The 26,262-nt window shown below is 56.1% G+C and carries 23 protein-coding genes and 1 tRNA gene; 13 read left to right on the forward strand and 11 right to left on the reverse strand.

Annotated elements, in window-relative coordinates; all coding sequences use genetic code 11:
• Position 1 precedes the first annotated feature (1 nt).
• From smc to KZO34_RS16985, 4 genes are all read left to right on the forward strand, one after another.
• On the forward strand, positions 2-3,502 hold the full coding sequence (gene smc / locus KZO34_RS16970) for a chromosome segregation protein SMC (RefSeq protein WP_219478039.1): 3,501 nt from the start codon (positions 2-4) through the stop codon (positions 3,500-3,502).
• A gap of 129 nt (positions 3,503-3,631) precedes the next feature.
• Positions 3,632-4,702: a cell division protein ZipA gene (zipA, locus tag KZO34_RS16975; protein ID WP_219478041.1), complete on the forward strand. Its 1,071-nt coding sequence runs from the start codon at positions 3,632-3,634 to the stop codon at positions 4,700-4,702.
• Positions 4,703-4,776: 74 nt separating this feature from the next.
• Positions 4,777-6,810, forward strand: coding sequence for an NAD-dependent DNA ligase LigA (ligA, locus tag KZO34_RS16980; RefSeq protein ID WP_219478042.1), 2,034 nt, complete (start codon positions 4,777-4,779; stop codon positions 6,808-6,810).
• A gap of 190 nt (positions 6,811-7,000) precedes the next feature.
• Positions 7,001-9,718: a hypothetical protein gene (locus KZO34_RS16985; RefSeq protein ID WP_219478043.1), complete on the forward strand. Its 2,718-nt coding sequence runs from the start codon at positions 7,001-7,003 to the stop codon at positions 9,716-9,718.
• Here KZO34_RS16985 and KZO34_RS16990 read toward each other — a convergent pair.
• From KZO34_RS16990 to KZO34_RS17000, 3 genes are all read right to left on the reverse strand, one after another.
• Positions 9,715-10,344, reverse strand: coding sequence for a CBS domain-containing protein (locus tag KZO34_RS16990; RefSeq protein WP_219478044.1), 630 nt, complete (start codon positions 10,342-10,344; stop codon positions 9,715-9,717). The genes KZO34_RS16985 and KZO34_RS16990 overlap by 4 nt on opposite strands.
• Before the next feature lie 83 nt (positions 10,345-10,427).
• On the reverse strand, positions 10,428-12,305 hold the full coding sequence (gene mnmC, locus KZO34_RS16995) for a bifunctional tRNA (5-methylaminomethyl-2-thiouridine)(34)-methyltransferase MnmD/FAD-dependent 5-carboxymethylaminomethyl-2-thiouridine(34) oxidoreductase MnmC (protein ID WP_219478045.1): 1,878 nt from the start codon (positions 12,303-12,305) through the stop codon (positions 10,428-10,430).
• Positions 12,306-12,309: 4 nt separating this feature from the next.
• Positions 12,310-12,927, reverse strand: a complete 618-nt coding sequence (locus tag KZO34_RS17000) for a peptidylprolyl isomerase (RefSeq protein ID WP_219478046.1) — start codon at positions 12,925-12,927, stop codon at positions 12,310-12,312.
• 215 nt (positions 12,928-13,142) lie between these two features.
• Between KZO34_RS17000 and KZO34_RS17005 the strand changes: the two genes are divergently transcribed.
• The gene (locus KZO34_RS17005) at positions 13,143-13,883 is read left to right on the forward strand and encodes a pilus assembly protein PilB (RefSeq protein ID WP_219478047.1); all 741 of its coding nucleotides are present in this window, start codon (positions 13,143-13,145) and stop codon (positions 13,881-13,883) included.
• Between the two features lie 49 nt (positions 13,884-13,932).
• Here KZO34_RS17005 and KZO34_RS17010 read toward each other — a convergent pair whose 3' ends face one another.
• The 3 genes from KZO34_RS17010 to flgA form a co-directional block, all read right to left on the reverse strand.
• Positions 13,933-14,403 (reverse strand): flagella synthesis protein FlgN, encoded by a 471-nt coding sequence (locus tag KZO34_RS17010; RefSeq protein WP_219478048.1) that lies wholly within the window; start codon positions 14,401-14,403, stop codon positions 13,933-13,935.
• Positions 14,404-14,410: 7 nt separating this feature from the next.
• A complete protein-coding gene (flgM, locus tag KZO34_RS17015) occupies positions 14,411-14,737 on the reverse strand; it encodes a flagellar biosynthesis anti-sigma factor FlgM (RefSeq protein WP_219478049.1) in 327 nt (108 codons plus the stop codon).
• 195 nt (positions 14,738-14,932) lie between these two features.
• A complete protein-coding gene (flgA, locus tag KZO34_RS17020) occupies positions 14,933-15,631 on the reverse strand; it encodes a flagellar basal body P-ring formation chaperone FlgA (RefSeq protein WP_219478050.1) in 699 nt (232 codons plus the stop codon).
• 186 nt (positions 15,632-15,817) lie between these two features.
• Between flgA and KZO34_RS17025 the strand changes: the two genes are divergently transcribed.
• The 7 genes from KZO34_RS17025 (at position 15,818) to KZO34_RS17055 (ending at position 21,454) form a co-directional block, all read left to right on the forward strand.
• Positions 15,818-16,747, forward strand: coding sequence for a chemotaxis protein CheV (locus tag KZO34_RS17025; protein ID WP_219478051.1), 930 nt, complete (start codon positions 15,818-15,820; stop codon positions 16,745-16,747).
• A 37-nt stretch (positions 16,748-16,784) separates the two neighbouring features.
• A complete protein-coding gene (locus KZO34_RS17030) occupies positions 16,785-17,612 on the forward strand; it encodes a CheR family methyltransferase (protein WP_219478053.1) in 828 nt (275 codons plus the stop codon).
• 4 nt (positions 17,613-17,616) lie between these two features.
• The gene (locus KZO34_RS17035; RefSeq protein WP_219478055.1) at positions 17,617-18,795 is read left to right on the forward strand and encodes an MFS transporter; all 1,179 of its coding nucleotides are present in this window, start codon (positions 17,617-17,619) and stop codon (positions 18,793-18,795) included.
• Between the two features lie 17 nt (positions 18,796-18,812).
• A complete protein-coding gene (locus KZO34_RS17040) occupies positions 18,813-19,430 on the forward strand; it encodes a flavin reductase family protein (RefSeq protein ID WP_219478057.1) in 618 nt (205 codons plus the stop codon).
• 22 nt (positions 19,431-19,452) lie between these two features.
• Positions 19,453-20,367, forward strand: coding sequence for a LysR family transcriptional regulator (locus tag KZO34_RS17045; RefSeq protein ID WP_219478059.1), 915 nt, complete (start codon positions 19,453-19,455; stop codon positions 20,365-20,367).
• A 94-nt stretch (positions 20,368-20,461) separates the two neighbouring features.
• Positions 20,462-20,818 (forward strand): DUF7352 domain-containing protein, encoded by a 357-nt coding sequence (locus KZO34_RS17050; protein WP_219478061.1) that lies wholly within the window; start codon positions 20,462-20,464, stop codon positions 20,816-20,818.
• Between the two features lie 105 nt (positions 20,819-20,923).
• The gene (locus tag KZO34_RS17055) at positions 20,924-21,454 is read left to right on the forward strand and encodes a lipocalin family protein (RefSeq protein WP_219478062.1); all 531 of its coding nucleotides are present in this window, start codon (positions 20,924-20,926) and stop codon (positions 21,452-21,454) included.
• Between the two features lie 9 nt (positions 21,455-21,463).
• Here KZO34_RS17055 and KZO34_RS17060 read toward each other — a convergent pair whose 3' ends face one another.
• Together KZO34_RS17060 and KZO34_RS17065 are read right to left on the reverse strand one after the other, a co-directional pair.
• A complete protein-coding gene (locus KZO34_RS17060) occupies positions 21,464-22,114 on the reverse strand; it encodes a cupin domain-containing protein (RefSeq protein ID WP_219478063.1) in 651 nt (216 codons plus the stop codon).
• A gap of 16 nt (positions 22,115-22,130) precedes the next feature.
• Complete coding sequence (locus KZO34_RS17065; protein ID WP_219478064.1) at positions 22,131-22,661, reverse strand: isochorismatase family protein; 531 nt, start codon at positions 22,659-22,661, stop codon at positions 22,131-22,133.
• Positions 22,662-22,933: 272 nt separating this feature from the next.
• Here KZO34_RS17065 and KZO34_RS17070 point away from each other — a divergent pair.
• Positions 22,934-23,024 (forward strand) — tRNA-Ser (locus tag KZO34_RS17070).
• Positions 23,025-23,104: 80 nt separating this feature from the next.
• On the opposite strand, the gene KZO34_RS17075 is transcribed toward KZO34_RS17070, so the two are convergent.
• From KZO34_RS17075 to KZO34_RS17085, 3 genes are read right to left on the reverse strand one after another with little or no spacing between them, the layout of a single operon-like run.
• Entirely contained in the window at positions 23,105-24,112 is a 1,008-nt protein-coding gene (locus KZO34_RS17075) for an Ldh family oxidoreductase (RefSeq protein WP_219478065.1), read from the reverse strand.
• Entirely contained in the window at positions 24,109-25,332 is a 1,224-nt protein-coding gene (locus tag KZO34_RS17080; RefSeq protein ID WP_219478066.1) for a carboxylate--amine ligase, read from the reverse strand. Before KZO34_RS17080 ends, KZO34_RS17075 begins: the two co-directional genes overlap by 4 nt.
• A 5-nt stretch (positions 25,333-25,337) precedes the next feature.
• Entirely contained in the window at positions 25,338-26,045 is a 708-nt protein-coding gene (locus KZO34_RS17085; protein WP_219478067.1) for an RraA family protein, read from the reverse strand.
• Between the last annotated feature and the right edge of the window lie 217 nt (positions 26,046-26,262).

The following is a 26,262-nucleotide window of genomic DNA, read 5'->3' on the forward strand; positions in this document are numbered from 1 at the left end:
TATGCGCCTGAAGTCCATCAAATTATCGGGTTTCAAATCTTTCGTTGATCCAACGACGGTACCGTTTCCTTCCAACATGACCGCCGTTGTCGGTCCCAACGGTTGTGGAAAATCCAACATTATCGACGCCGTTCGCTGGGTGATGGGCGAAAGTTCTGCCAAATACCTGCGCGGCGAATCCATGACCGACGTTATCTTCAATGGTTCCAGCGCCCGCAAGCCGGTCGGTCAGGCCTCGATTGAGTTGGTGTTCGACAACAGCGATGGATCTGCTCCGGGCGAATTTGTCCGTTTCAATGAGATCTCCGTGCGCCGGCGGGTATCACGGGAAGGCCAGTCCGAGTATTTCCTGAACGGTTCCAAGTGCCGGCGTCGGGACATCACTGACCTGTTCCTCGGTACCGGGCTCGGGCCTCGTAGCTACGCCATCATCGAGCAGGGCATGATTTCTCGGCTGATTGAGGCCAAGCCAGAAGAACTCCGAATATACATCGAAGAAGCCGCTGGCATCTCAAAGTACAAAGAACGTCGGCGGGAAACCGAGAACCGGATCCGTCGAACCCAGGAAAACCTGGAACGGCTTACAGACTTGCGGGATGAGCTGGGACGGCAACTCCAGCACCTTGAACGTCAGGCGGCAGCGGCCGAGAAGTACAAGGCTTACAAGCACGACGAGCGTCAGAAGAAAGCGGAACTGACGGTTCTGCGCTGGCAGTCCCTGGATAACGACCTGCAAACCTGGCGTGGCCGGATCCGGGATACCGAGTTGGAGCTAGAAAAGCTGTTGACCGAGCGGGTGAACCTGGAGACGTCGCTGGAATCCCTGCGCGAGAACCACCTGGACAGGACAGAGCATTTCAATAAGGCCCAGGCCCGTTATTACGAAGCCGGTGCGGACATTGCCCGAATCGAGCAGAGTCTTGAACACCAGCGCGAGCGGAGTCGCCAGACCGCCGCAGAGCTTGACCAGGCCATGGCCAATCAGCGTGAACTGGCCCGCGAACTCGAGCAGGACGAAGACAAGCTTTCGGGGATCCAGGAAGAGCTCGACATGATGGAGCCGGAGCAGGAGGCGCTGACACTGCGTTCGGAGGAATCCGGCGAAAAACTGCAACTGGCTGAAGACGCCATGAGCGAATGGCAGCATCAGTGGGAAGACTTCAGCAGTCGTTCTTCAGATGCGCGACGTCAGGCCGAATTGTCCCAGTCCCGCATCCGGTCACTGGAGGAGGCCATCGAGCAGCTCCGGAACCGGTATCGAAAGCTGCAAGATGAACAGGCATTACTGGATAGCCAGATGGACCGGGCCGAACTGGAAGAGCTGCAGGAACAACAGGAAACCCTGGAGCTCCAGAGAGAGGAAGCGTCGGAACGCATTGCGACAATCCAGGATGATCTGTACGAAGCGAGGCAGCAGCAGCGAGAGGCTGAACAGGCCGCTGATGAAGAGCGCCAGAGGGTTCAGAGCCTCAGGGCATCGCTCGAATCACAGCAGGCACTGCTTGATGAGCAGCTTGGAGGGCAGGATGACGCCTTGCAGGGCTGGTTGTCCGAGCACGGGTTGACGGATTCGCCCCGTGTAGCCAGTCAGCTACAGATCGAGAACGGATGGGAATTTGCAGTGGAACAGGTGATTGGGCGATTTACCCATGGCCTGTCGCTGCCGGGGATCGACCATCTTTCGAAAGCCATGGATTCTGCACCGAAAGGCCTCGCTTTGGTCAATTCTGGTCCGGAATCTGCCAGTGCATCCGAACGTGATGGGCTGGCTGCAAAGGTATCCGGTGTTCCGGCCGTGTCTGCGCTGATGGCGGGCATCAGCACGGTCGAGACTCTCTCGGATGCGCTGGGCTTGCGGTCCGGGCTGGCGGAACGGGAGAGCGTTATCACACCTGAGGGTGTCTGGGTGTCCCGTGACTGGGTACTGATGCCGGATTCCGACGCCGGTCAGGTTGGTGTTATTGAGCGCCAGAAAAAGGTTAGCGAATTAGACGAGCAGCTTGCCCAGGCCGAGGAGTCTCTGGCGCTGGCGACCGAGCGGCTGGACGGTCTCCAGGAAAGGGTAGAGCGGGCTGAGGCGGCACGTGACGATGCCCAGGCAAGTCTCAGTGAGGCGGATCGGGAATTAAGCGGGTTGTCCTCGAAAATCAGCGGGCTCAGAGCACGGGCCGAACAGATTGATGCCCGTTTGCAGAGTATTCGCGAAGACCTGTCAGACGTGTCGCTCAACCTGGAGGACCGGGAAGAGAGTCTGCAGGAAGCCCGGGAAGAGTGGCAGCAGGCACTGGCCTCCACCGAAGACAGCGACGAAGAGAAAGAGCGATTGCTCGAACAACGGGACGGCCTGCGGGAAAATCTGGACCGGCTCAGGCACGATGCCCGGCACGATCGCGATCATGCGCACCAGTTACAGCTGCAGTTGCAGTCCCTGAACAGTCAGCGGGATGGCCTCCGGCAGACCATCGAGCGCATGCAATTGCAGAAAGAAAGGATTGAGGAGCGCCTGGAGATACTGCGGGAGTCCCGGGAACGTGCTGAGGAACCCATTGAAGACCTCCAGATGCAGCTTGAAGGCCTGTTGGACAGGCGTTTGGCTGAGGAAGACAAGCTGGGGGCCGCCCGGGATGCGCTTGAGGAAATCGACCGGGAGGTCCGGGAAAAGGAACAGGGCCGAAGCCGGATTGACCACCAGATACAGGAAATACGGTCAAAACTCGAGAAACTGAAAATGGAGTCCCAGGCGCTGGAGATCCGGTCTGGGAATCACATTGAACAGCTACAGGAGCTGGATGTGAAGCTTCAGGAAGTCCTGGAGCAGCTGCCCGAAGGTGCCAACGAAAAAGATTGGGCTGACGAGCTGGAGAAAATTGGTAACCGGATTCAACGCCTTGGGGCCATAAACCTCGCCGCGATCGAGGAATACCAGGTGCAGAGTGAAAGAAAGACCTATCTGGATAGTCAGAATGACGATCTGATGGAGGCTCTGGAAACCCTGGACAATGCGATTCGCAAGATCGACCGGGAGACCCGTCAGCGCTTCAAGGAAACCTTCGACCAGGTGAACGGGGGGCTTCAGGCGCTGTTTCCAAAGGTGTTTGGTGGTGGCAATGCCTACCTGGAGCTGACCGGGGAAGACCTGCTGGAGACGGGGGTGGCGATCATGGCGCGTCCGCCCGGCAAGAAGAACAGCACGATCCACCTCCTTTCCGGTGGTGAGAAGGCGTTGACCGCGATTGCCCTGGTCTTTTCCATCTTCCAGCTTAACCCTGCACCGTTCTGTATGCTGGATGAGGTAGATGCCCCGCTGGACGATGCCAACGTTGGCCGTTACGCCAATATGGTGAAGGAAATGTCCAAACAGGTTCAGTTCATCTACATTACCCACAATAAGATTGCCATGGAGCTGGCCGATCAGTTGATGGGGGTTACCATGCACGAGCCGGGGTGTTCCCGACTGGTTTCGGTTGATGTGGAGGAAGCTGCCGCGCTGGCTGAAGCGTGATAGCCGGCGCTGCGCAGAAATTCATCAAGGATGACAATAACGCCATCTGGCCCGGCTGTGCGTTGTATTCATTACGGGCTTTTCTTAGAGTAACAGTGTTACCCGATCCGCAAACAGGACAGCAGGACTATGTCACTTAGGGAATGGTTAATCGCCATCGGTACCCTCGTCATCATCGGTATTGTTATTGACGGCATCCGCCGTGTCCGTCGAGCCCGCAAGGAATCCATGGCCATCTCATCCGGTATGGGGGCGGATGAGCTGGAGGAATCGCCACTGGACGACCATTACAACCCGGAACTGCCCAATGGCGGAGCCCGGACAATCTCCCGAGATACTCTGGAAGAGCGTGGCTATGTAAAACGGGAAAGGTCCGATCGCTTCGGCACGCCCAAACCCAAGCCGACACGGCCGGTTACTGCCACAGCCAACACGACCAGGGAGCTGGAGCCGCCTGCTGAGCCAGAGCCTGAATCTGAGAACGTATCCTGGGAATCGGGCTTTTCAGCCCACGATGACGCCTATTCCGAGCCAGACACCGGCTGGACAGCCGCCGATGATGATATGGACGGGGATGATGCCATTGTCGGGGAGCCCCGGGGGGGCTCTGCCGATGATAACGCGGACACGGGGGAGAGCAGCTCGGAGCCAACTGCTGAAGCTGCCGTGCCGCCAACTGTAACCACCGAGGTGGAAGAAGACACGGCGCGACGTGATCCGGTCGATCGCAAAGGCGGGCAACCGCTTGCCGGTGCCAATCGACCGGAAGCGCGTGAGGTGGTGGTGATCAACGTTCTCGCCCGAACGGGTGAGGACTTCAGTGGTGTTGCTCTTAAGAAGCTCTTCGAAGCCTGCGGGCTTGAGTATGGGGATATGGACATCTACCACCGGCACGAGGCGGCAGATACAACCAGTCCGGTCCAGTTCAGTGTTGCCAATGCCGTGGAACCGGGCACGTTCAGGCCGGAAGACATGCCTCGGTTAACGACGCCGGGGATCAGCTTTTTCATGAGTCTGCCGGGCCCATCCAAAGCGCTCCAGGCGTTTGACTTCATGCTCGAAACTGCCCAGTGCGTGGTTCGAAATCTTGGCGGGGAACTGAAAGACGAGCGTCGCAGTGTGATGACCCCGCAAACCATCGAGCACTGTCGTCAACGTATCCGGGAATTTGACCGTAAACAACGGTCGCAACGAGTGTGACGCATTCGTGATCGATCGATGGACGATGCCCGGATTGTTCCGGGCATTTTTTTGACAGGTGAGAGTGCAAATCCATGAGCAAAGCCACGCCCGAGATTGTTCAGCGTGTCGAAGAACTTCGGTCTTTGATTGAGGATCACAACTACCACTATTACGTGCTGGATGATCCGCGCATCCCCGACGCCGAATACGACCGTTTGTTCCGGGAACTCCAAAAGCTCGAAGCAGATTACCCGGAGCTGGGGTCTGAGGATTCACCCACCCGGCGGGTTGGCAGCGCCGTGGAAACCAGTTTCGACGAAGTGGTTCACCGGATTCCGATGCTGTCTCTGGATAATGCCTTTAATGAAGAGGAGCTGCGTGATTTTGACCGCCGGGTCCGCGAGCGCCTGTTGACGGACAAGGACATCGAGTATGTCTGCGAACCCAAGCTCGATGGATTGGCCGTCAGCCTTCACTACGAACACGGTTCCCTGAGGACGGCGGCGACCCGGGGCGATGGTTACGCCGGTGAAGATATTACCTCGAACATCCGGACCATTCCTTCGGTGCCGCTCAAACTCCGCGGGGAGGGCATTCCTGACCTGGTTGAGGTGCGGGGCGAGGTATACATGCCGAAAGCCGGGTTTGAGGCGCTCAATCGGCGGTTGGCGGAGAGGGGTGAAAAAACCTTTGTGAACCCGCGAAATGCGGCTGCCGGGAGTTTGCGCCAGAAGAAGTCCACGATTACCGCAAAACGGCCGCTGGAAATGTGCGCCTATAGCGTAGCGGTGACGGATGAACGCCAGCTTCCTGACAATCATTGGGCAGGTCTGCAACAGGTGAAGAGTTGGGGATTTCGCATCAATCCGGAAATGCGGAAGGCTGAGGGGGTAGAGGAGTGCCTGGCGGCGTATCGGGAACTGATGGCGAAGCGGGATTCCCTGCCTTACGAAATTGACGGTATTGTCTTCAAGGTTAACAGCCTGGAGGCGCAAAACCGGCTGGGTTTCGTGTCACGGGCGCCCCGGTGGGCGATTGCCCACAAGTTCCCCGCCCAGGAAGAATTGACGGTCATCGAGGACGTTGAGTTTCAGGTTGGGCGGACCGGGGCTGTCACGCCCGTGGCCCGGTTGAAGCCGGTTTTTGTGGGCGGAGTGACGGTCAGCAACGCCACTTTGCACAACATGGATGAGATTCGCCGCCTGGATGCCCGGATCGGCGATACCGTCTTTATCCGCCGGGCTGGTGATGTGATTCCCCAGGTGGTCAAGGTAGTGCCTGAGAAACGACCGGCTGACGCTCGCGAAGTGGCGTTGCCGGAACACTGCCCGGTGTGTGATTCGGATGTTATTCAGATCGACGGCGAGGCCGTTGCCAGATGCTCCGGGGGACTCTATTGCCCGGCCCAGCGAAAGGAAGCAATCCGGCATTACGCGTCCAGAAAGGCACTGGATATTGAAGGGCTTGGCGATAAATGGATCGATATTCTGGTAGGTCACGAATTGGTCGAGACGGTAGCGGACCTGTACCGGTTGAAAAAACAGGATCTGACTGGCCTGGAGCGGATGGGGGACAAGTCGGCGGGCAACCTGATTGCCGCCATTGATGGATCCCGCAGACCGGTACTTTGGCGTTTTCTATACGCGCTCGGTATCCGGGAGGTTGGTGAAGCGACGGCGAAATCTCTGGCCTCCCATTTTGGTAGCCTGGAGGCCATCGCCGCCGCGGACGAGGAGTCCCTGCAGCAAGTGCCCGACGTGGGGCCCATTGTCGCGGGACACATTCGCAGCTTCTTCGACCAACCCCATAACCAGGAGACCCTGTCAGCGTTGAAAGAGGCAGGCGTGGCATGGCAGGAAGAGGAGATAGTTGAAGGTGAGAAGCCCCTGCAAGGCCAGACCTGGGTGCTGACCGGGACACTGTCCGAAATGACGCGCGACGAAGCCAGGGAGAAGCTGGAAAGCCTGGGGGCGAAGGTGGCCGGCAGCGTGTCTAAAAAGACCGCCTGTGTGGTCGCAGGCGAGGCGGCGGGCTCCAAACTCGCGAAAGCTGAACAGTTGGAAGTGCCGGTTCTTGATGAGCAGGGAATGCTGGCGCTTTTGAAGGAACACGGTCTGGAGGGTTAGCCGGCCTTTTTGACGTTTATTTCAGGCCAGTCGGGCATGGACGCCCGTCGGCGGATGAATCTGAGAACTCGCGCAGATCCCGGATTCCCTAAATTGGCTACCATGGCGTTGTTCTGTAACGGTGTGTAATCCGGCTTTTGTGGGAAAGCCCAGGCACTGCCATAACAACAACGTTTAAACGGATTTTTTCATGCGCGCCGATTTAACCTCACGCATTGTTTCCGCCATCCGCTTTATCGGTTTGACCCTGATCGCCCTGGGACTGGTCGCGTGCAAAACCGAGAAGGCTGCCGACCAGCCAACCATTCTTGGTATTCCTCCATCCACTGCGTATCTCGGGGTGGAGTATTACTACAACTTCGGCGCTTACGGCGGCGAGAGTATTCTCGATTATTCCCTCACCAACGCACCCTCCTGGCTCGCGCTGGAGGACACCAGCAATAAGGCCCGACAGGGGGTTATCATGCGTGGCGTCCCGGGGTTGACCGGTGGCAATCGTGGCGACCAGGACCTCGGGAAGGAACAAGACATTAACCTGGTCACAACCGACGGCCGAATGTCTGGCGTGCAGCCGTTTGATATCGAAGTAAAGTACAACCCGCTGTCCCTGGAAGTGGAGACTTTTACCGAAGGTGAAAGCCCGGAAGTGGCCGATACCCGTCGTGAACGGTGTGATCCGCCAGACCTCGAACCCGCCGGTGAGCATAGCTTCACGATCAACCAGTATGACGAAGATGGCAACGTTACCGGCACCAAGGATGTGACCAGCCCAACACGCCCGGTGTTCGCGAAGGTGATCCTTGATCGTCCCTCGGTGACTCGGGTAAGCGTGGCTTTTGAAGTGACCTCTGAGTACGACCCGAGCGACTGTGATTCCGGGTTCGATGATCCCCACCAGCGTTGCGATTACAGTGAGGCAAACGTCGGAGACGCCAATGTCGGTCAGGACATTGTTGCTCTGGGCAGCAACAGCGAAGCCAGGCTTGAGGAACTCGAGTACCTGACTTACCGGGAGGATGGACTGGGCGGGCTTCTGACTCTGGAACCTGGCGTTACCGAGTGCTATATCCGGCTGGAAGTGATCGATGACACCTTCCCGGAGCCCTCAGAAGTTGCGCGCCTGACCCTGACGGAAGTCCGTAATGGGCTTGCTGGATTGGGCGAGAATAACGAGGGCACTGAGATAAACCTGGTGATTGATGACGATGAACCCGTCCTTACGCTGGAGACAACGGCGGGCGGTACTCGTGACGCTCTGAACATCAATGGCATGCGCCAGTATGTCGGTATTTTATCCGGTGACCGCGAAGGAGCCTTTCGCGCCCGGCTGAGGCATTCGGAGGACTCTACCGCAAGACTGGGTTCGGAGTTCGTTATTGAACAGGAGCAGTCAGAGGGTGTTTGGATTGAGAACGATGAGCTGGTCTTCCCAGAGGCGGTGGATGAGCTTCGTTTCCGTATTCGGGTTTTGACGGACACCTATACCAACACCGGGCTGAATGACCGTTTTATTCTCCTGGGACTGGATGAAGCGTACCAGGCAGGGCGTGAAAACTACGCTCGCGTTTCGGATGAAAACCTGCTCCGGGTCAGTCTTAACGAGTTGACGTCGGCGCTCGTGCTGAACGGTTCCGATGGTTTCGTGGCGACAGACTTCGCCATTGCACATTCCGGCAGAGCCTTTGTCACGGGGTATGACAGCCTCGCTAACAACCGGGTGTTGGTGAAAATTTATGACCAGAAAGGCAACCTGTTGCAGGACATTGGCATTTCAGAGGCCGGGGATGTGCTTGACTCGCCCGAGCCGGTAATCGGTACGGTTCTGCGAAAGGTGTCGGAAGGGGCTGTCAAGGTGGACCGTTTTGAGTTTGCCGTGGCCTACAGTTCCGATGTGCCAGGCGCCGAGGCGAAGGGCGGGCAGGATGTCGTTGTCTCACGCTACTGGTTTGATACGGCGACGGCCGGCGGGGCGTACGTAAACAGCTGGAGCATCAGAACCGGTACCAGTGGCGACGATATCGCCCGGTCGGTTGGCATCAATGCCGAAGGAGGGTATGTATCGGTAGCTGGCGAAACCACGGGTACCTGGCCGGACCAGGAGCGGGCCGGCGCCGTCGACAGCTTCCTGCAACGGATCGATACCCGCCTAGACGGTGAAGACGAGATCCCTGTACTGGCATGGACCCGCCAGATCGGTTCATCCGCCGATGATTCTGTCGCCGGCGGAAGCTCTGTCTCCATCGCGCCACTGTTGTTCGGTTCCGCTGCGGGTGCAGTCAACGGCAAACCGGTGCTTGGTGGTACCGACGCCTTCTTCTACAGCGTGTCCAGCGCAGAAAGCACGGTTTCCGTAAAGCAGGTGGGGACAGACGCCGACGAGCCCATATCTGATGGTGTGTACGAGAACAATCTGCTCTGGCTAGTGGGAACCGGCACCGGGGAATACTCGGTCAAGGAGAGTGATGAGGGAGACAGCACTCTCGCCCGCAATCCGGTTAACAGTTGGGCCGGGTTTGTGTTTGCTTATTCGTCCGGCGGGGTGCTCAATCGGGCGTTCTCCGTAAACGATGAGGATGATATGTCCCTGGATCGTTTCGAAGCGGTCTCCTTGTTCGACGGTGATGTTGTGGTGGGCGGCGCCACTGATGGAAAATTCAGGGCAGATGCCACGCCAGGAACCGGCGAGCAAGCAATTCTGGCCAGGGTTTCACTGATTGAGGTAGATGAAAACGCCGAAGAAACGCCATTCAGGAACCAATGGCACTATCAACTGCCGGCGGACGACTCAGAACTCCTGGCGCTGGCCAACTATCGCGACGATGAAATTGTTGCCCTGGCGCGGGGCGATTCTGATTGGCTGTTGCTCGTGTTCAGTCCGGAAGGGAGATTGCTGTCTGCGCTGAATTAAACCGTACCCTCATGACCACTGGTGCTGGCGTATAGCCTGAGGTAATCGGTGCTGGTAACAATGCCCGAGGGCTCGCCGCTGGCATCCACGACCAGAGCCGCACTGAGCTGGTGAGCCAGCATTAGCCTTGCTAACTGGTGGGCATCGGTTTCTGGTGACGCTGTAAGAAAGGCCGGTAATTCAACATAAATCATGCTCTGGCTCAAACCATCACCCGGGTTGGTGTGGAGCCAGCCCAGCAGCCATCGCAAGTCCACTAACCCCGCAATGTTGTCTTCAGAGGTGACTACCAGATGGTGGACGCCGTGTTCATCCATGCTTGTGAGGGCGTCGGAAATGGTCGATGCGGCCGGCAGGGAATACACGGCCGGAGAGCAGATATTGGACACTGGCAGGTAAGGCCGCTGCGCCCTTGGCTCACCAGAAGCCGCCCCGTATTCTGCCAGAGCGCGATGGCGACCGGAATGGGCAGCCTGCTGAAACTCCGCATCCGTTGCTTCGCTGTGGCTTGGGCTGATGGGGGGGCTTTCCGACAGCTCAGTGACGTCACCCACTCTGCGCCCCCGGAAAACCTCCGGTAATCGAGTCCCGACAGGGCGGCCGGGTTCGCTGACGAAGATTGACATGGCTTTGGTTCCCCACGATGACGACAAACATTACCAGCTTATCGGCCATTATTCTGAATTCTTCAGTTTACTACGAACCCGGATCATTTTTGTGCATTCCGATGAATGCGGCGGCTCGCGAGGCGGCGGGAGAGGCGAGCCGGCAGACATTCCGGTTGTCCCGAAAGTCGGTCTGCGAGGTATTCAGCCAGCAAAGGCGCATAAGTAAGTCCTTTGCTGCCCAAGCCAGTGCAAAGATACAGTCCCCGTACCGTCTTTCCCTCGGCATCCTGTAATTCGTCGGCAACCGGCTGATAATCGTGAGTCGTACATCGGAAACCAACCCTGCCTTGCGTCGATGTGCCGGTGGCGGATGGCCCAGCCAGAACACCCGGTAGCATGGTGTTCAGTTCCGACAGGTTTTCCTGGTTGCTTGTCGCTGTCGGGCTCGGGTTCATATCCCGGAGATCAAAGGAGGCGCCGGTTACGGCAATGCCGGCATGAGCGGGGTTGAGGTACCTTGGGCCACATATCACAGCCCTTGGCGCCCGCACGGTTTCCTCCTCCAGATGGGTAACCTGGCCACGAATGCTCTTGAAGCGGAAGCTCCCTTTAATTGGAAGCAGTTCCGGGGATTCATGGCCGGCACAGATGACTACCCGATCTGCGACTATGTTGTCTCCCGCAACTGAAGAAAGACACCATTGCCCCTCGACGGGCGCGAGTCTTGTCACCTTGAAATCAAAGGCCCGATTGATACCTGGATGCTCGGCAAGTGTCCTGCAGAGATTGGAGGGCTCAAGCCAGCCACTGTGGGGAAACCAGAGTCCTCCGGTTTGCGTGGGAACCCCCGTCAGCTGACTGGCGCGCTCCTGGCTAACGGGATACAAAATCTCGACCGGGTAATCATTCCTGCCAAGGAATCGTTGTTGACGATCATGCTCCTGTTCATTCCAGGCGAGTTGGAGTAGCCCTGTCGGGTGCCAGTATTGATCCCGGTAGTCGGCGTATCGGCGTTGACTGAACAGCAGGGCTGACAAAGCCAGTTCCGACTGATCGTTGAAATCTACACCAAGCTTGACGTAAGTGGCCCCTTGTCGATTCCCGGAGGCGCCCGAACCCGATGTGGACGATGAATCGATCAACGTTACGGCTATCCCGCGTTCCGCCAGGTTGTGAGCCAGCAAACAACCGGCGATGCCTGAACCAACGACGGCCACCGAGCCTTGTGCCGCTTGGTGTTCGGTGCCTGGTGCAAGTGGTAGATTGCCAGTCAGCATGTCCCGTTTGCGCCCATACCCCCGGGTTTTCTGCATCTCGAAACCGGCTGACGCCAGAGCCCGGCGAATCCTGCCAACAGACGTAAAGGTGGCCAGCGTGGTTCCCGGCTTGCTGTGAGTCCGGATTTCAGCCATTGCCTTATCAAGCCACATCTCCGGATTCATGGAGGGCGCAAAGCCGTCCAAGAACCAGGCGTCTGCCCGGAAATTCAGCGTTTCCAGGGCCTCAAGAACGTCCCCAAAATACAGGGTCAGGCGAACACGGCCGCCATCGAACAGGATGCGGTGTACGCCCCGGGTCAGGGGTGGGTAGTGGTCAACAAGTTGCGACGCAAGGGGGGAAAGCTCGGGCCAGAGCTCAAGGGCTCGGGAAAGGTCTTCCCGGGATAGCGGAAAGCGCTCCACGGAGACAAAATGCAGCGTCGCAGCATGCTCCGGACGTCGCTCCCGCCATGCCTGCCAGGCAGCCAGGAAGTTGAGTCCCGTGCCAAAGCCGGATTCTGCGATGACAAAGCACCCGCCAGCCGGAACCGAGTTGAATCGGTCGGGCAACCCGTTGTGAGCGAGAAAGACGTAGCGGCTTTCGGCCAGCCCGTTGTCCCGGCTGAAATAGACATCGCCGAACCTGCTCGATTCCGGGACGCCATCCCGCCACTGTATTTCCGCCGATTCAATCCTCGGTGGAAGAAGATCTACAGTCATGACCTTACCTGGCTTGCTCCAGTACCGACACGCTCTCAATCACCACGGGGTCTGCCGGTACATCCGCCATACCTTTGGAATAGCCCGTGTCGACGCCACCGATGGCGTCCACGACACCCATGCCTTCGGTTACTTTGCCGAATACCGCATAGCCGGCGCCACGAACGCCCGCGTTAAGAAAGTCATTATCGACCAGATTGATGAAAAACTGCGAGGTGGCGCTGTCAGGTGCGCTCGTCCGGGCCATTGAAATGGTCCCACGGAGGTTTTTGAGGGTTGGACTGGCCTCGTTCGCTATGGGATCGCGAGTGGATTTGCGGGACAGTTCCTGAGTAAAACCACCGCCCTGAATCATGAAGCCAGGAATAACACGGTGAAAAACCGTGTTTTCGTAGAATCCGTTTCGGGCGTAATCGAGAAAATTATCGACCGTTTCTGGCGCAACGTCCGGACGTAACTGCAGAACGAACGGTCCCTTGTTGGTCACAACCTTTACTTTTGGCAGCGGTTCGCTGGTTTCCTCAACTGTGCTTTCACCGTGAGTCTGGAGAGGTAGCAGTGCAATGAACGACAGAATCAGGGCAGGGATCACAGTCCGGGACGGTTTTACGGAATTTGGCATTTGATTGATTCTCTTCTGGTTAGTTGCAGAGGCGTTTCCTGCAATAATTCATGGTAGCTGCGTCTGGTGCACGATCTTAGCAGAATGCAGTGGTTTTTCGGTGATCGCCCGGGCGTCGTTTCGAACGGATGGACTACGCTCAGTGGGAGCCGGACACATCATCATTCCATACCGGGCCGAGTTGTACGGTTTTCACTATGGGAAAGGAGAAACGAGTGAGAATCCGTCAGGGATTTGAAGAGAAGTCGAGGCTTGGACGGCTGTTGATCAGTCGGGGTTATCTGTCCGAGGAACAACTTGAAGACGGCCTTCGTTTACAGCGGGAAACCGGTCAGCGACTGGGCGAAGTGTTCATTCAGTCGGGCTGGATTACCGAACGGGAACTGCACCGGGTCCTGAAACATCAGTCGCGCTACCGAAATGCTGCAGCACTGGTTACCGTAGTCACGCTGCCATTTCAGCCGTTGGTGAGTTTTGCAGCCAGTAGCAACGCCAGCGCGGCACAGAGTTCCGCGGAGGTAGGGGAGTTATATGACCGCAGTGCCATGACACCGATGGCGGACTCGGAGCTGGCCCAGATCCTTGGGCAGGGTGATCCGTCATTGCTGGATCGAATCGAAAAGGTCTCAAAGATGGTCGATTCCTCGTCCGAGGGTGGCGGCACCGTTCACGCAGATGCCATGGAAGGGCTGAAGCTGACCGCCCATATTTTTGTACCCGTCCTGAATTTCCTGGATTCGAAGTTGACCATTTCGGGAGTGCACTATCGGGATGGAGAACCCCGGCACGTGGTACAAGCAGACGGTGCGCTGACGCTGGCATTCCCGGAGCGTATCGAGGAGATACGGATGGATAACATCCGGGTCAGTGGCAGTCGTGGGCCGTCAATGGGTAATGTGAGTATCCATGACATCCGCTTTGATCCGGATTCGCGGATGACCATCTACACCCGATAAAAAAACGCCCGGCAATCCGGGCGTTTTACGTTAGTCACAGCGTCAAGTGTTACGCACTGGCAAGAATGGTGCGGTTTGAGACCGTCGTATGCTCACCTTTTTGACCGTAAAGCTTCTGCTGGCCTGTCGCACCGCGGAAGATGTCGGTAAGGCGTGAGAGTCGTTTCTGCAGATGCGTTACTACCCGACCGTTATGCTGGTTAAGGGACTGACACTCGCGCATTCTGGCATCGGCCTGCTTCCAGAGTTCATACAGCTCAGTCAGGCCGGCACTGCGTATGAAGTGGGAGGGTTCGCCAACATTCGGCTTATAGCCCATTGCCACCAAGCAATGGATCTTCTGCCGGGCGCGCCCCCGAACCTCCTCCAGAAGCTGGTTCTTGTCAGAGGTCAGGCCCTGAAGGGCTCGTACGTCAGAAGAGGACAGGCAGGCTTTTTCTTTCTGCAGAAGTTCTGCCAGTTCCTGCAGTTGCTGAATATCCTGCAAGAGTAGGTTTTTCAGATCATCGATAGCGGCCATGGTTTAATCACCCGAAAATGCTTTCATCCATCTCAAGCATTTTTTGGGCCAGTTTCTCTGCATCGATTTTGTATGTGCCGTTCTCCAGGGCTGAACGGATTTCAGCGATACGGTCATCATCCATCTCGGGGTAATCGCCGAGCTTTTGTTCCAGTTGCTTCAGGTTCTTCGCCTGGTTACTGAGGCTGACGTTGTCACCGCGAGTTCCCTGAGACTGGGGTTTCGCCTGTTCGTTGGTAGCTGGCTGAGTGTCCTGGCTACCGGAGGATTTATCGGCCGTGGTTCTCTGAGTGTTGACCTGGCCTGGGCCAATTCCATTGAAGTCAACTGACATATCGTTACCTGCTTGCCTGTGATGTCACGCCGGGGCATGACTTACTCGAGTGTGTATCTATGTAACGGCCGTCGCCAACCGTTCTTTAACGAAATTTTTCAGAATTTCATTACTTCTTGTTCACTTGGGGCAGTGGCTACCGTAAATCCGGCGGCAGACAATTGCCGCTCGGCAGAGGTTTGCCTTTCAACTACCTTACATCGGGATCTCGACTCGACCCGGGGCAACGACATTGGCCCTGATGGTACGTTCAGAGGCCAGGTTTTCCACCAGGACCTGATCTCCGACGGATGCATTGGCCAGGGCTTTGCCTCTGGACGTTACCGAGAACCCGCCACTTCTCGCCGTAATCATAACATGGTCTCCTCGCTCCACGGCGTCCGGCGCAGCAAGCAGGTCGGGCGTTATTACTGAGCCAGTATTGACCGGTCGGCGCACCTCCATGCCGGTCACGTCATCGGGGCTGCGCATCACGCCGCGGCGGCTGGCGTTAACAACCACCGACTGTGTTGTGACCATATCAGCGGTGACCCGTTCCCCCCTTGCCAGGGGACGGGATGCAGTCAATGCCGGGCCATGAATGGAGACGGAAGCAGTGACAAACATGCGCCAGGGCCTGCTGCCCTCGCAGGCAACCTGAAGGGAGGGGTGGGTGCTCTTCCAGGGATCACCGGTAAACTCGACGGCCAGAGGCGCCTCGCAGCTAGCCAGCGACAGGCGACTATCAACAGTGCCGGCGTCAAAGCTTACTTCGTAGCCTTCATCAGCTTGCTGCGCCGTGAACCGCTCAAGGAACCGGGTAGCGGCCTCCTCGATCTGTTCTGCCGTTGTTTTTGCGCCGGCCTCACTGATGCCTGCCAGGAGCAGGAGGAGGGCGAAAATGGTGATGCGCATACGTGTCACTTTGTCCTATGCTGTCAATAACTGTCCAAACTGCCCGAAAATAGCTAAGGGTTCGGGGTGGGCAGCCGTTAAACAAGCTGGTTTCAGAAGTTGCGACAAGAATTTGTCGTCTCCTTGTGTACGAGAACAACAGCAAAATGCATGCCGGTCGTAGTCCGGTGAGCCGGGAGAAAGAAGATGGCAGGGGTATTGGATAGTGTAAACCAGCGAACCCAACTGGTGGGGCAGAACCGTCTAGAGCTGCTGCTTTTTCGTCTGCGTGGTCGGCAAATCTATGGCATCAACGTGTTCAAGGTGAAAGAGGTCCTCCAGTGCCCGAAGCTGTCCTCCATTCCCAATAGCCGGACGGTTGTGCGAGGGGTGGCTCATATCCGGGGAGAAACCATCCCGATAATCGACCTGAGTATGGCCATTGGCCTTCCCGGCATCCCACAGGAGAGCCTGTCGACAAGCTTTGTGATCATTACCGAGTACAACCGGAAAACCCAGGGATTCCTGGTAACCGGCGTGGACCGGATTATGAACATGAACTGGGAAGACATCCTTCCGCCGCCCAAGGGGGCGGGCAAGGATGTCTATCTGACCGCCGTCACCAAAATAGAAGATAAACTGGTTGAAATCATTGACGTAGAGAAGATTCTTGCAGAAGTTTCTCCTCTGAGGGAAGATGTCACTGACGCGTTGCTGAGCAAGAGCGCAGAGCGAACCCCTGGGCTGCTCCCGGTACTTATCGTGGATGATTCCGCCGTAGCCCGCCGGCAGATCGAGCGATGCCTGACCGCGATCGGAATGAGTGTTGTGGCCAAGAACGATGGCAAACAGGCACTTGAGTATCTGAAACAGGTCACGGAAGATGGCTCAAAAGCGCGCGACCATCTGGCACTGGTGATTTCAGATGTCGAAATGCCAGAGATGGACGGGTATACGCTGGTATCCCGATGCAAGAACGACCCTGCACTCCGGGACCTGTTCATCATGCTACATACCTCGCTGAGCGGTGTGTTTAACCGGGCGATGGTTCAGAAGGTCGGTGCAGACGATTTCATGGCAAAGTTCAGTCCGGATGAGTTGGCCGAACGGGTCATGGAGATCATTGATCAGGCCTGAGGTCACTGCGGACCTAACCACTCAGAACAGAGATCCAATGAAAGCGGATATAACGCCACAGGAATACGAAGCCTTCAAGACATTCCTGCAGGATGCCTGTGGTATTTTGCTGGGCGAGAATAAGCAGTACCTCGTGAAGAGCCGTCTTCGTCGAATCCTGGAAGAAAACGAACTGGAATCCCTTGGCAAACTCCTTGAGCGGCTCAAGCGGCCGGGCAGGGCCAATCTCCGTGAAGTTGTCATTGATGCCATGACGACCAACGAAACGCTCTGGTTCAGAGACAACCATCCCTTCCGTATCCTCCAGGAGAAACTGCTGCCAGAGTTCGCCGAGCGAAAAACAGCCCAGCCGCTGAGAATCTGGTCGGCTGCCTGTTCCACTGGCCAGGAACCCTACTCGGTGGGGATGATCGTGGAGGAATTCCGTCGACTGCGCCCCGGAAAACTGCGTGATGTAAAGATCACGGCAACCGACATCTCGAAGAGCGTTCTGGAAGTTGCGCGTCGGGGAGAGTACGAGATGATCGCCATCGGCCGGGGGCTCTCGCCAGAGCGCCAGAGGCAGTTTTTTACGCCGTCTTTGAATGGCGGATGGCAGATTAAGCCCCAATTGAAAAGTATGGTTGAGTTCAAGGAGTTGAATCTCCTCGAGCGATACATGCTCGGCAAGTTCGACATCATCATGTGTCGGAACGTCCTGATCTATTTTTCCGCTGACCTCAAGAAAGACATCCTGACGAGGATGCACGCGGCCCTGAATCCGGGTGGCTATCTGATCCTCGGCGCGTCTGAATCGCTAAATGGCTTGCCCCACCTGTATGAAATGGTGCAGTGCCACCCCGGTATCATCTACAGGAAAAAATAAGCCTATGCCCCTGAATGTATGGGTCCTCGTTGCGGCGCAGGCGCTCGCCATGTGCACGGCACCGTTTATCGTTTTTATCGGCAGTATTCAGGGACGCCTGCTCTCGCCCGCACCGGAATACGCGACTCTTCCGGTCGGATTGGTCGTAGTCGGCACCGTCCTGGCGATAAAACCCGCGACCTGGCTGATGGAAAGAGCAGGGCGCAAGCGGGTAATGCTGCTTGGGGCTTTCATGGGTGTGCTCGCGGCCGTTCTTGGCGCTCTGTCCAGTTGGCAGGGGAGCTTCATGCTGCTTTGCATAGCCTCGGTGGTCGGCGGCACGGGGCTCGCTGTCGTCCACCAATACCGGTTTGCCGCCATGGAGTCGGTCCCTGTCAATATGGCGGGTTCAGCGGCGGCCCGGGTTCTTCTGGGTGGGTTAGTGGCAGCGTGGCTTGGGCCGGAGGTGGCTGCCATTGGTAGCGGTTCCCGTGAAGCCTTTCCATTCCTGACCAGCTGGGTTGGGCTGGCGTTCGTTCAGGCCGCCGCCTTCGTCATTCTTGGGCTGGGTTACAAGGCGAGGGGTGAGCTTGTCAGGGAGGCCCATTCCGGGGGCGGTCGTCCACTGTTGGAAATTCTCCGCAATCCTCTGGTATGGGCAGCGATCAGTGCCGCCGCGGTAGGGTATGCGGTCATGAGTTTCATCATGACGGCAACGCCGTTAAGTATGACCGAAGTGGCCGGCCACGACCTGGATGACGCCAAACGGGTTATCCAGTTGCATATCATGGCCATGTATCTTCCATCCTTGATCAGCGGCTGGCTGACAAGGGTGGTGGGTATTCCTCTGCTGATGGCGGCCGGGTTGATTGCCTACCTGGGATGCATCCTTCTTGCTGCCAGCGGAATCAGCTTTCATCACTATCTCGGCGCGTTGCTTCTGTTGGGCGTGGGCTGGAATTTCCTGTTCGTTGGTGGCACCTGCCTCCTTCCAGAGGGCTATCACGATGCGGAACGGTTCCGGATCCAGGGTCTCAACGATATGATGGTTTTTGGCTCTCAGGCCACAGCCGCTCTTTCCGCGGGCGCCGTGTTGAGCTGGATGGGGTGGGGAGGCCTGGTCCTCATTGCCGTACCTTTCCTGGTACTTCACGGAATCCTGATGGCTGCCTGGCTTATCCGATCACCTTCGTCCGCACACTAAGCTTTCAGGAGGGACTGATGTTTATCGACTTTGACGAAATGAACCCCGCGGATGTCTATCATGCGCTGACACAAACGGTCATTCCCAGGCCAGTAGCCTGGGTTCTGAGCGAGAATCCGGATGGTGACTACAACCTGGCGCCGTTTTCGTTTTTTACACCGATAACCAGCAACCCGCCCTTGTTGATGTTCTCAGTGGGTCGAAAGCCGACCGACAATGCGTTCAAGGACACCCGGGTCAACATTGAGGAGCGTGGGGACTTTGTAGTCCATATTGCGCACCGCGAACTGGCTGCTGCGATGACGGAAACGTCGCGAACCCTCCCGCACGGCGAATCTGAGCTGGCGAGGCTCGGCCTGGAACTGGTTCCATTCGAGGGTTCCCGGTTGCCGCGCCTGAAAGATTGTCACGTCGCCCTGGCCTGTGAGTTATATGAGATCAAAGAGATTGGCGCGGCACCACAGAGTCTGGTCTTTGGGCTTGTGAAGGGCGCCTACGTTGCGGATCAGGCGGTTAGTTACGACGATCAGAATCGCCTTCGGATTGATGGCTCCGCGATCGATCCCATCGGCCGGCTGGGTGGCAGTGAGTACGTGACCTTCGGTGATATAGTGAAAGTGCCTCGCCCTTCCTGAAAACACAGAGACGGTGGCTTCCGTGGACCAACTCAATCTCAGACATCTTTATTATTTCTGGATGATCAGCCGGGAGGGTTCCATTGCCAGAGCCAGTGAGGTATTGGAACTCGCGCCGCAGACTCTGAGTGGGCAATTGGCAACGTTTGAATCTTCCCTCGGAGGCCTTCTTTTTCAGCGGGAAAGGCGCAAACTGATCCTGACGGATCTGGGGCGGACGGTTCTGAGTTATGCTGAGGAGATTTTTGCGCTTGCCGGGGAGCTCAACGAAACCCTTCGCCTGGCACCTTCTGATCGCCCGCTGACCCTTTCTGCAGGCGTCTCGGCCTCCATTCATAAGCTGATCGCCTATTACCTGCTGCAACCGGCGTTGGTCCTGCGCAGGCCGGTTCAGCTGAACTGCCAGACCGGTGGTCCTGAAGATCTACTGTTGCGGCTGAAGCGCAAGGAGCTGGATATCGTGCTTATCGATCGAATGCCCAGTCTCGATGAGCGGGGTGGTTTCGCGGTGCACGCGCTGGCGGGTTCGACCATCAGCCTTTTCGCTTCCCCGGCCATGGCGCGGCGACTGCGGGAGGGTTTTCCGGCTTCATTAAACGGTGAGCCATTACTGGCGAATGCAACGGATGCTCCCTATTTCGAAAAACTCATGAACTGGTTTTCGCTCCAGGGGGTTCGAATGAACCTGGTGGCTCGAATCGACGACAGTGCACTGATCAAGGTGTTCGGGCGCCAGGGATTGGGCGTGTTCGCGGCGCCGACCGCGATCAGCGAAGAGGTTTGCCGGCAATACGAGGTTGAGCAGATCGCATCCATTGCGGATGTGAAGGATGAGCTGTTTGCGATTACCCGTGGAAAAAACCCGGCGCATGATGGCGTGCGTGCTATTTGCCAGGGCAACGTAAGTTTCCAGCCTATCTACAAAGCATCCAAATAATCGAGCTAATCGGATTATAAAAGCTTATTTTGTCGAGCTCTGAATCTGTCCATCATGAAGCCGTGTTGGGCACGATTGCAGAGGAGCACTTGCCATGAAGACTATCCATAAATTTCGACTGGAGCCGGGTAAAGAGCCGACCACGCTGCCGCTACGTGAGGGGTCCCGGGTTGTTCGGTGTGAGTACCTTGTTCCGGATAAATCAGTCTATCTTTGGGTGGAGCAGCCCCTGAGCATCGGCGCTCGTACTCTTGAACGGCAATTCCGGGTCGCATTCTCGGGGGAACCGGTTCCCGATAACTACGTGTACCTGGATACCGCATTGGATCCCTTTGGCCCCGAGGCCTACCACGTATTTGAGCTTCCTGCGGCGGACCACGAGCTTGGCACCAGAGGCGCCGGCGCCGATGTTCTGTCCGGTACTGACTGGCGGCAGACGGCATTATCCTGACGATCTGACTAGGCCCTTCGGGGCCTTTTTTTGCGCTTTTTTTCCGAGCTAAGCGTACTTTCCCGCTACACTGTGGTTTATCAAAAGAGGGTGGGAGGTCAGGCCATGATACGAGCGATCGCTGTTTCCGGAATTGTATTCCTGGCGTCCTGTACCGGGGTCCCGGAGGGTATCCAGCCGGTTACGGGGTTAAACGTGGACCGGTATCTGGGCACCTGGTACGAGATCGCCCGACTTGATCACTCGTTCGAGGAGGGGCTTAGCAGAGTCACCGCCGAATATACATTGATGGACGATGGCAGTATCAAGGTGACGAATCGGGGATACGACGCCCAAAAGGGGGAGTGGAGCGTGGCCGATGGCAGGGCTGTGTTCGCTGATGACCGAGAGACCGGACACTTGGAGGTGTCGTTCTTCGGGCCGTTCTACAGTTCCTACGTGGTATTCGAGCTGGATAAATCCGGTTATCAGTACGCCTATATCACCGGTTATAACCGGGAGTATCTCTGGTTCCTGTCCCGGACGCCCGAGGTATCCGATACCGCGATGCGCGATTTTCGACAGCGGGCGAGGGAAGAGGGCTTCAACCTGGACGAGCTGATCACGGTTGATCAGAGCCCGGTGCCCGGCCAATAGCGGGTGATATCAGATCGGAAGGTGACCGGTTTTAACCCAGATAATGGTTTCCTGCTCAACAAACGGGTGGTGTTCGCTCAAATGTGGGCTGCGTATCCAGGTGCCTGCTGGATACCGCCCGTGTTCGTCACAGAATTCGCCGCTCAGCACGAAAATTTCTTCGCCGCCGAAATGCCGGTGGGGCTGGAAACGTTCGTGAGCCGGCCATTTCACAAGGGCAACGTGCTCATGCTCGAATTCATGGAGAGGCATGACTTCCAGGCCGCCGATGCCGGGCAACCACGGCGCCGAACGAGTGTCTATGCGAACTGTGTTGAGATCCCGGGGATCAAACTGATGCAACTTCACCAGTAGCGTGCATCCCTCTTCGCTGAAGGGCGCGTGGCCGCTTCCCGGAGGGTTGCGAAGATAAGTGCCCGCTGGATAGTCGCCGGTTTCATCCGAAAACACGCCGTCGAGTACCAGAATTTCCTCGCCAAGAGGATGCTCGTGTCTCTTGAATGAGGCGCCCGGCTCATAACGAACGACGCTGGTAGCGTGACCCCGCTCTGCCTCCTCTCTGGCCAGGGGCTTTCTGAGGACACCACCGGAAGGGCTTGAAATCCAGTCCTCGTCTTGGGAACGGATAACCACTCGTTGGGAAAAATCCATGTTCAGCATGGGTCGCCTTTAAGAGCTATTTGATCAGGTTTTGTATATCGCGAAATCTTGGGTGCTTGCTGTCACGCATCCACTCGAACGCTGCCATCTCCACCGTGACGATTCTCGCTCCGCTCTGGAGCAGTCGGTCCAATGCGACGTCCCGGTCAAATTCGTTCCGGGAACCCGTCGCATCTGCCACAACCCAGACCTTGAAGCCGGCATCCAGCAGACTGAGGGCTGTCTGCAGCATGCAAACGTGAGTTTCACAGCCTCCGATAACAACCTGTTGTCGACCTTCGGGCAGGTTGTCTATCAGCCCATCCGGGCACGCATCGAAATGGTGTTTGCTGATGACCTGTTGGGCGAGCTCCCGCACCGCTTCCACATTTCGGCCCAGTTTATCCGGTAATTGCTCAGTTGCCAGAACAGGCACATCCAACAGTCCAGCTATCATCGCCAGGGTATGACACCGGTCGACGACTTCCTGGCCATGACTGATGGCCGGCATCAGCTTTTCCTGGAGATCGATTAGCACCAGAGTGGATTGATCCGCTTTCATCAGCATGGCGTTGCTCCTGTGGCCCTCGTCGAAAGGCATCGTATCCTCATGATCATACGTGGGGAATGCAACAGCGTATTCATTCCGATCGTAAACCCGGACATCATTAACGGTCTTTTTTAACGATAGCCCTCAAACTGCTCAAGGGGTAAACGAATTCTGGCGGCACTGGAAAAATTTGGAGGAATTGATCAAAGGGAGTTGCCAAACGCCGGAAAAACCATTAGAGTTTGCGCCCTCAAATGAGCGACAAGATTGCTGATTTGAAACAGTTTATTGGAGAGGTGGCCGAGTGGCTGAAGGCGCACGCCTGGAAAGTGTGTATACGTTAATAGCGTATCGAGGGTTCGAATCCCTCCCTCTCCGCCAATTAAGAACCCCGTCAGAAATGACGGGGTTTTTTATTGGATTAAGATCCTCGGCAGTCACCCATCCGATTTCAGTCAACCCTACCATGGCAACGGAAGATCGCTCTGTTTGGCGATGGCTTTTAACTGTTCGGTAAGCCATGGATCCAAATGGACACCCTGCGTCGATATTTCCTGATAGGTTTGCCATCGAAGCTCACCCGGAACACGACCCCCCGCCTGATGAACTTCATCAATCAATCCTTCAAGGCGCGTATAAAAGCTTTCGAGGCTCATCAGTTTTTCAATACTGATGGCCATCATTAAATGGCCGTTTCCAGCAGGGCCGGTCATGTCATTGTGCATGGAGCGCAATTCATGAGTAATCCCGGCGCCAGTGATCAAGGCGCTCAATAATTCCACCGCGAATCCCAGGGCAAAACCCTTTCCACCCGCCATCGGACTTATTCCACCCCGGGGAAAACCGTCGGTGTGGTCCTGGGCGTGGCTGTTTGTAACCGTGCCCCGGTATTCTGCGCCCTGTTCTGCCTTGGTGATCGTTGAGCCTGCGGTGGCTGAGGTAGCCATATCGATCACGACATGTTGGCCATTTTGGCGGGGGCAACCAATAGCCAGCGGGTTCGTACCCCACACCATGGTTGTGCCGCCCGGTGGAACCACCTTTGGAATGGAATTGCTGAAACATAAGCCGACCATCTGCTTTTCAGCGGCTTGAAAAACATAATAACCTGCGGGACCTAGATGGCTGCTATTGGCAACGGCCACACAGCCAATGCCCTGAGAGGCTGCCAGTTCGATGGCTTTTGCCATGGCCTGTTCAGCGACAACATAGCCAAGCCCAGCCTGCCCATCGACCTTACACAAAGCTGGCGCAGCTGCAGCAAACTCCAGCGCCACAGGGGTGGTATGCAAGCCATTCTGTAGTCGCTCTACCATCATAGGCAAACGCCAAATACCTTGCGTGTCGCGGCCCATGGCGTCGCTCCAGATCATGATGTTGGCCTGTGTTTTGGCCTCTTGCAGATCTGCACCGGCAGCCACTAAGGCACCAACAATAAAGGTTCTTAGGGAAGAGGTGGATGCATTCATGAATTTGCGTGTCGGCTGGTGAGCAGTCGGGCAATCCGAGGCAACACGTTTTTCCTGAACATGAATAAGAAAGGCCGGATATCCGCGAATGACCAATAAGGGAATACCTTGGGATGTTGCAAACTACGAAACCATTCAAGAAAGCTAAGCTCACCTAATTTCCGCAAATCCCTGTAGGCGTCGAAATCATCATCCCAGTACCAGTAATATAAGTGCTCTCGGTAACCTTCAAATTCTGGGCATTGCTGCCCCGTCAGATGGCGGTAGATTAAACCGGCAATATCCACTCCACTTTGAAAAACCTGCTCTTGTGCGGCTGTGAAACGGGCATTACATTCGATGATTTTTAGTTTCCCGTCACGAAGGTCCCGCTTGAATTCGACGTTACCCAACCCCCTGAAATTTATACCCCGAAAGAACCGCCGTCCGGCTTCAGCGGTTTCAGGTAACCACTCAGTTGCATGCAGGGAACCTCGTCCGAAGTTTTTTGGTGAGCGTCTGATTATCCGCTTGGTAAAAGAGAAATACTCTTTAGCGTTGTCATCCATGTAGGTGTAATAACTACTGAGCAGACTATCCGGGCCCGGGATGTGTTCGCATAACATGAATGAGATATCAGCCGATAAAACGCGCTTGGCTTGGCTGATCAAGTCGCCTTTGTTTTCGACAAGGAGCAGCTTAACGCCAAATTCATGCTCAAACTTATGGGAGTGTATCGGCTTGATTAAGACCGGGAATGTGATCGATTCAAGATGCTCATCAATGTCTGATAACGTTTCAATATGCCAATAGGCAGGAATATCGCAACCGGCTTCCTTCGCCATGGACAGCGTTTCCTGTTTGTCCAGCAGCGAACTGTGCAAATCAGGTGGTGTAATTCCCAAATCGAAATGCTTGTTTAAGGCGTTATGAAAATGCGCAACAAACGTGATGGCCCGGTCACTACAGGTGAAAAGAACGGCATTCTCAAGGCAAGGAGGGATGTCGTTCGCAATCAATTGCTGTTGATAGAAATCCTCTTCAATTGTGCCTTCAGGTACGATCCAGCTTCCTTTGCAGTAACGAGAATAATGGGCAGCGCAGCTCCTTGGTGCCATAACATAGACAGAAACCCCTTTTTTTCCCAGGCTTCTTGTCACTGACAGGGTGTTTTCCCGGCCACCCAGTAACAATAGCGGCTTATCGGTGCACAAATCGGGTAAAGTCGATCGATTGTTCACGACGGTTATTCCCTTAAGCAGTTGCTGCTATCCAGAACAAGATCAACCCATTCGTTATTGAAATCACCGCGCTTAACACTGGCCTCGTAATCAGCACGCTGTTGCCTGGAATGCTCCAGATGAGCGATCAAATCGCCTGCGAACTCCTGCCGAACGATAACCACACCCGCCATGTCAGCAACAACAATATCCCCCGGATTGACGACAATACCGCCACAACTCACCGCATAGTTAACTTCACCGGGGCCTCGATGCAGTGGGCCAATGGGCGATATGCCTTTTCCAAAAACCGGCAACCCCACTTCTTTCAAGCCTTTTATATCCCGAACCAGTCCGTCGACAACGACTCCTACCACCCCTCTATGTTTTGCCTTGGAAGCAATTAAATCTCCGATCACAGCATTGCTGTCACAGCCGCCGGCGTCTATCACCAGAACGTCGCCCGGCTGAATGAGATCCAGTGCTTTGTGCAACATCAAGTTATCACCCGGGAAAACCTTGATGGTTATGGCTGGCCCGGCAAAGCCAAGATCGTTAACAAGATTGTGGATGTCATGGGACAAGGTATATAAGCGGTTGAGCTGATCTGAAATATCTGCAGTCTCAAACTCACCTAGCTTCTGACTGAGGTATTTGTGAGGTCGAGATGGGTACTCACGAATGCGAAATCCCGGACCCAGATGCATCTCCGATGAGGATGGCTTCTCCGACATAATCCGTCCTTTGGAATTTTGAATCCTTTCGATATCGATTTAAGTGTAGCAGGGAAAACCAAAATCTCGCCGAATCTTGTAGACTTCGATTTGAACCGGCTAAAAGTCAGTGGGGACACTCAGAATCGAGTGTCGCCGCCTGGTATTCCCCCAAATAAATGGACACGCTTCCATCAGTTAGCGCCCTCGAACTCCAGCGGACTCCGGTAGCCAAGGC

The organism is Marinobacter sp. F4206, from assembly GCF_019392195.1.
Lineage (GTDB): Bacteria > Pseudomonadota > Gammaproteobacteria > Pseudomonadales > Oleiphilaceae > Marinobacter.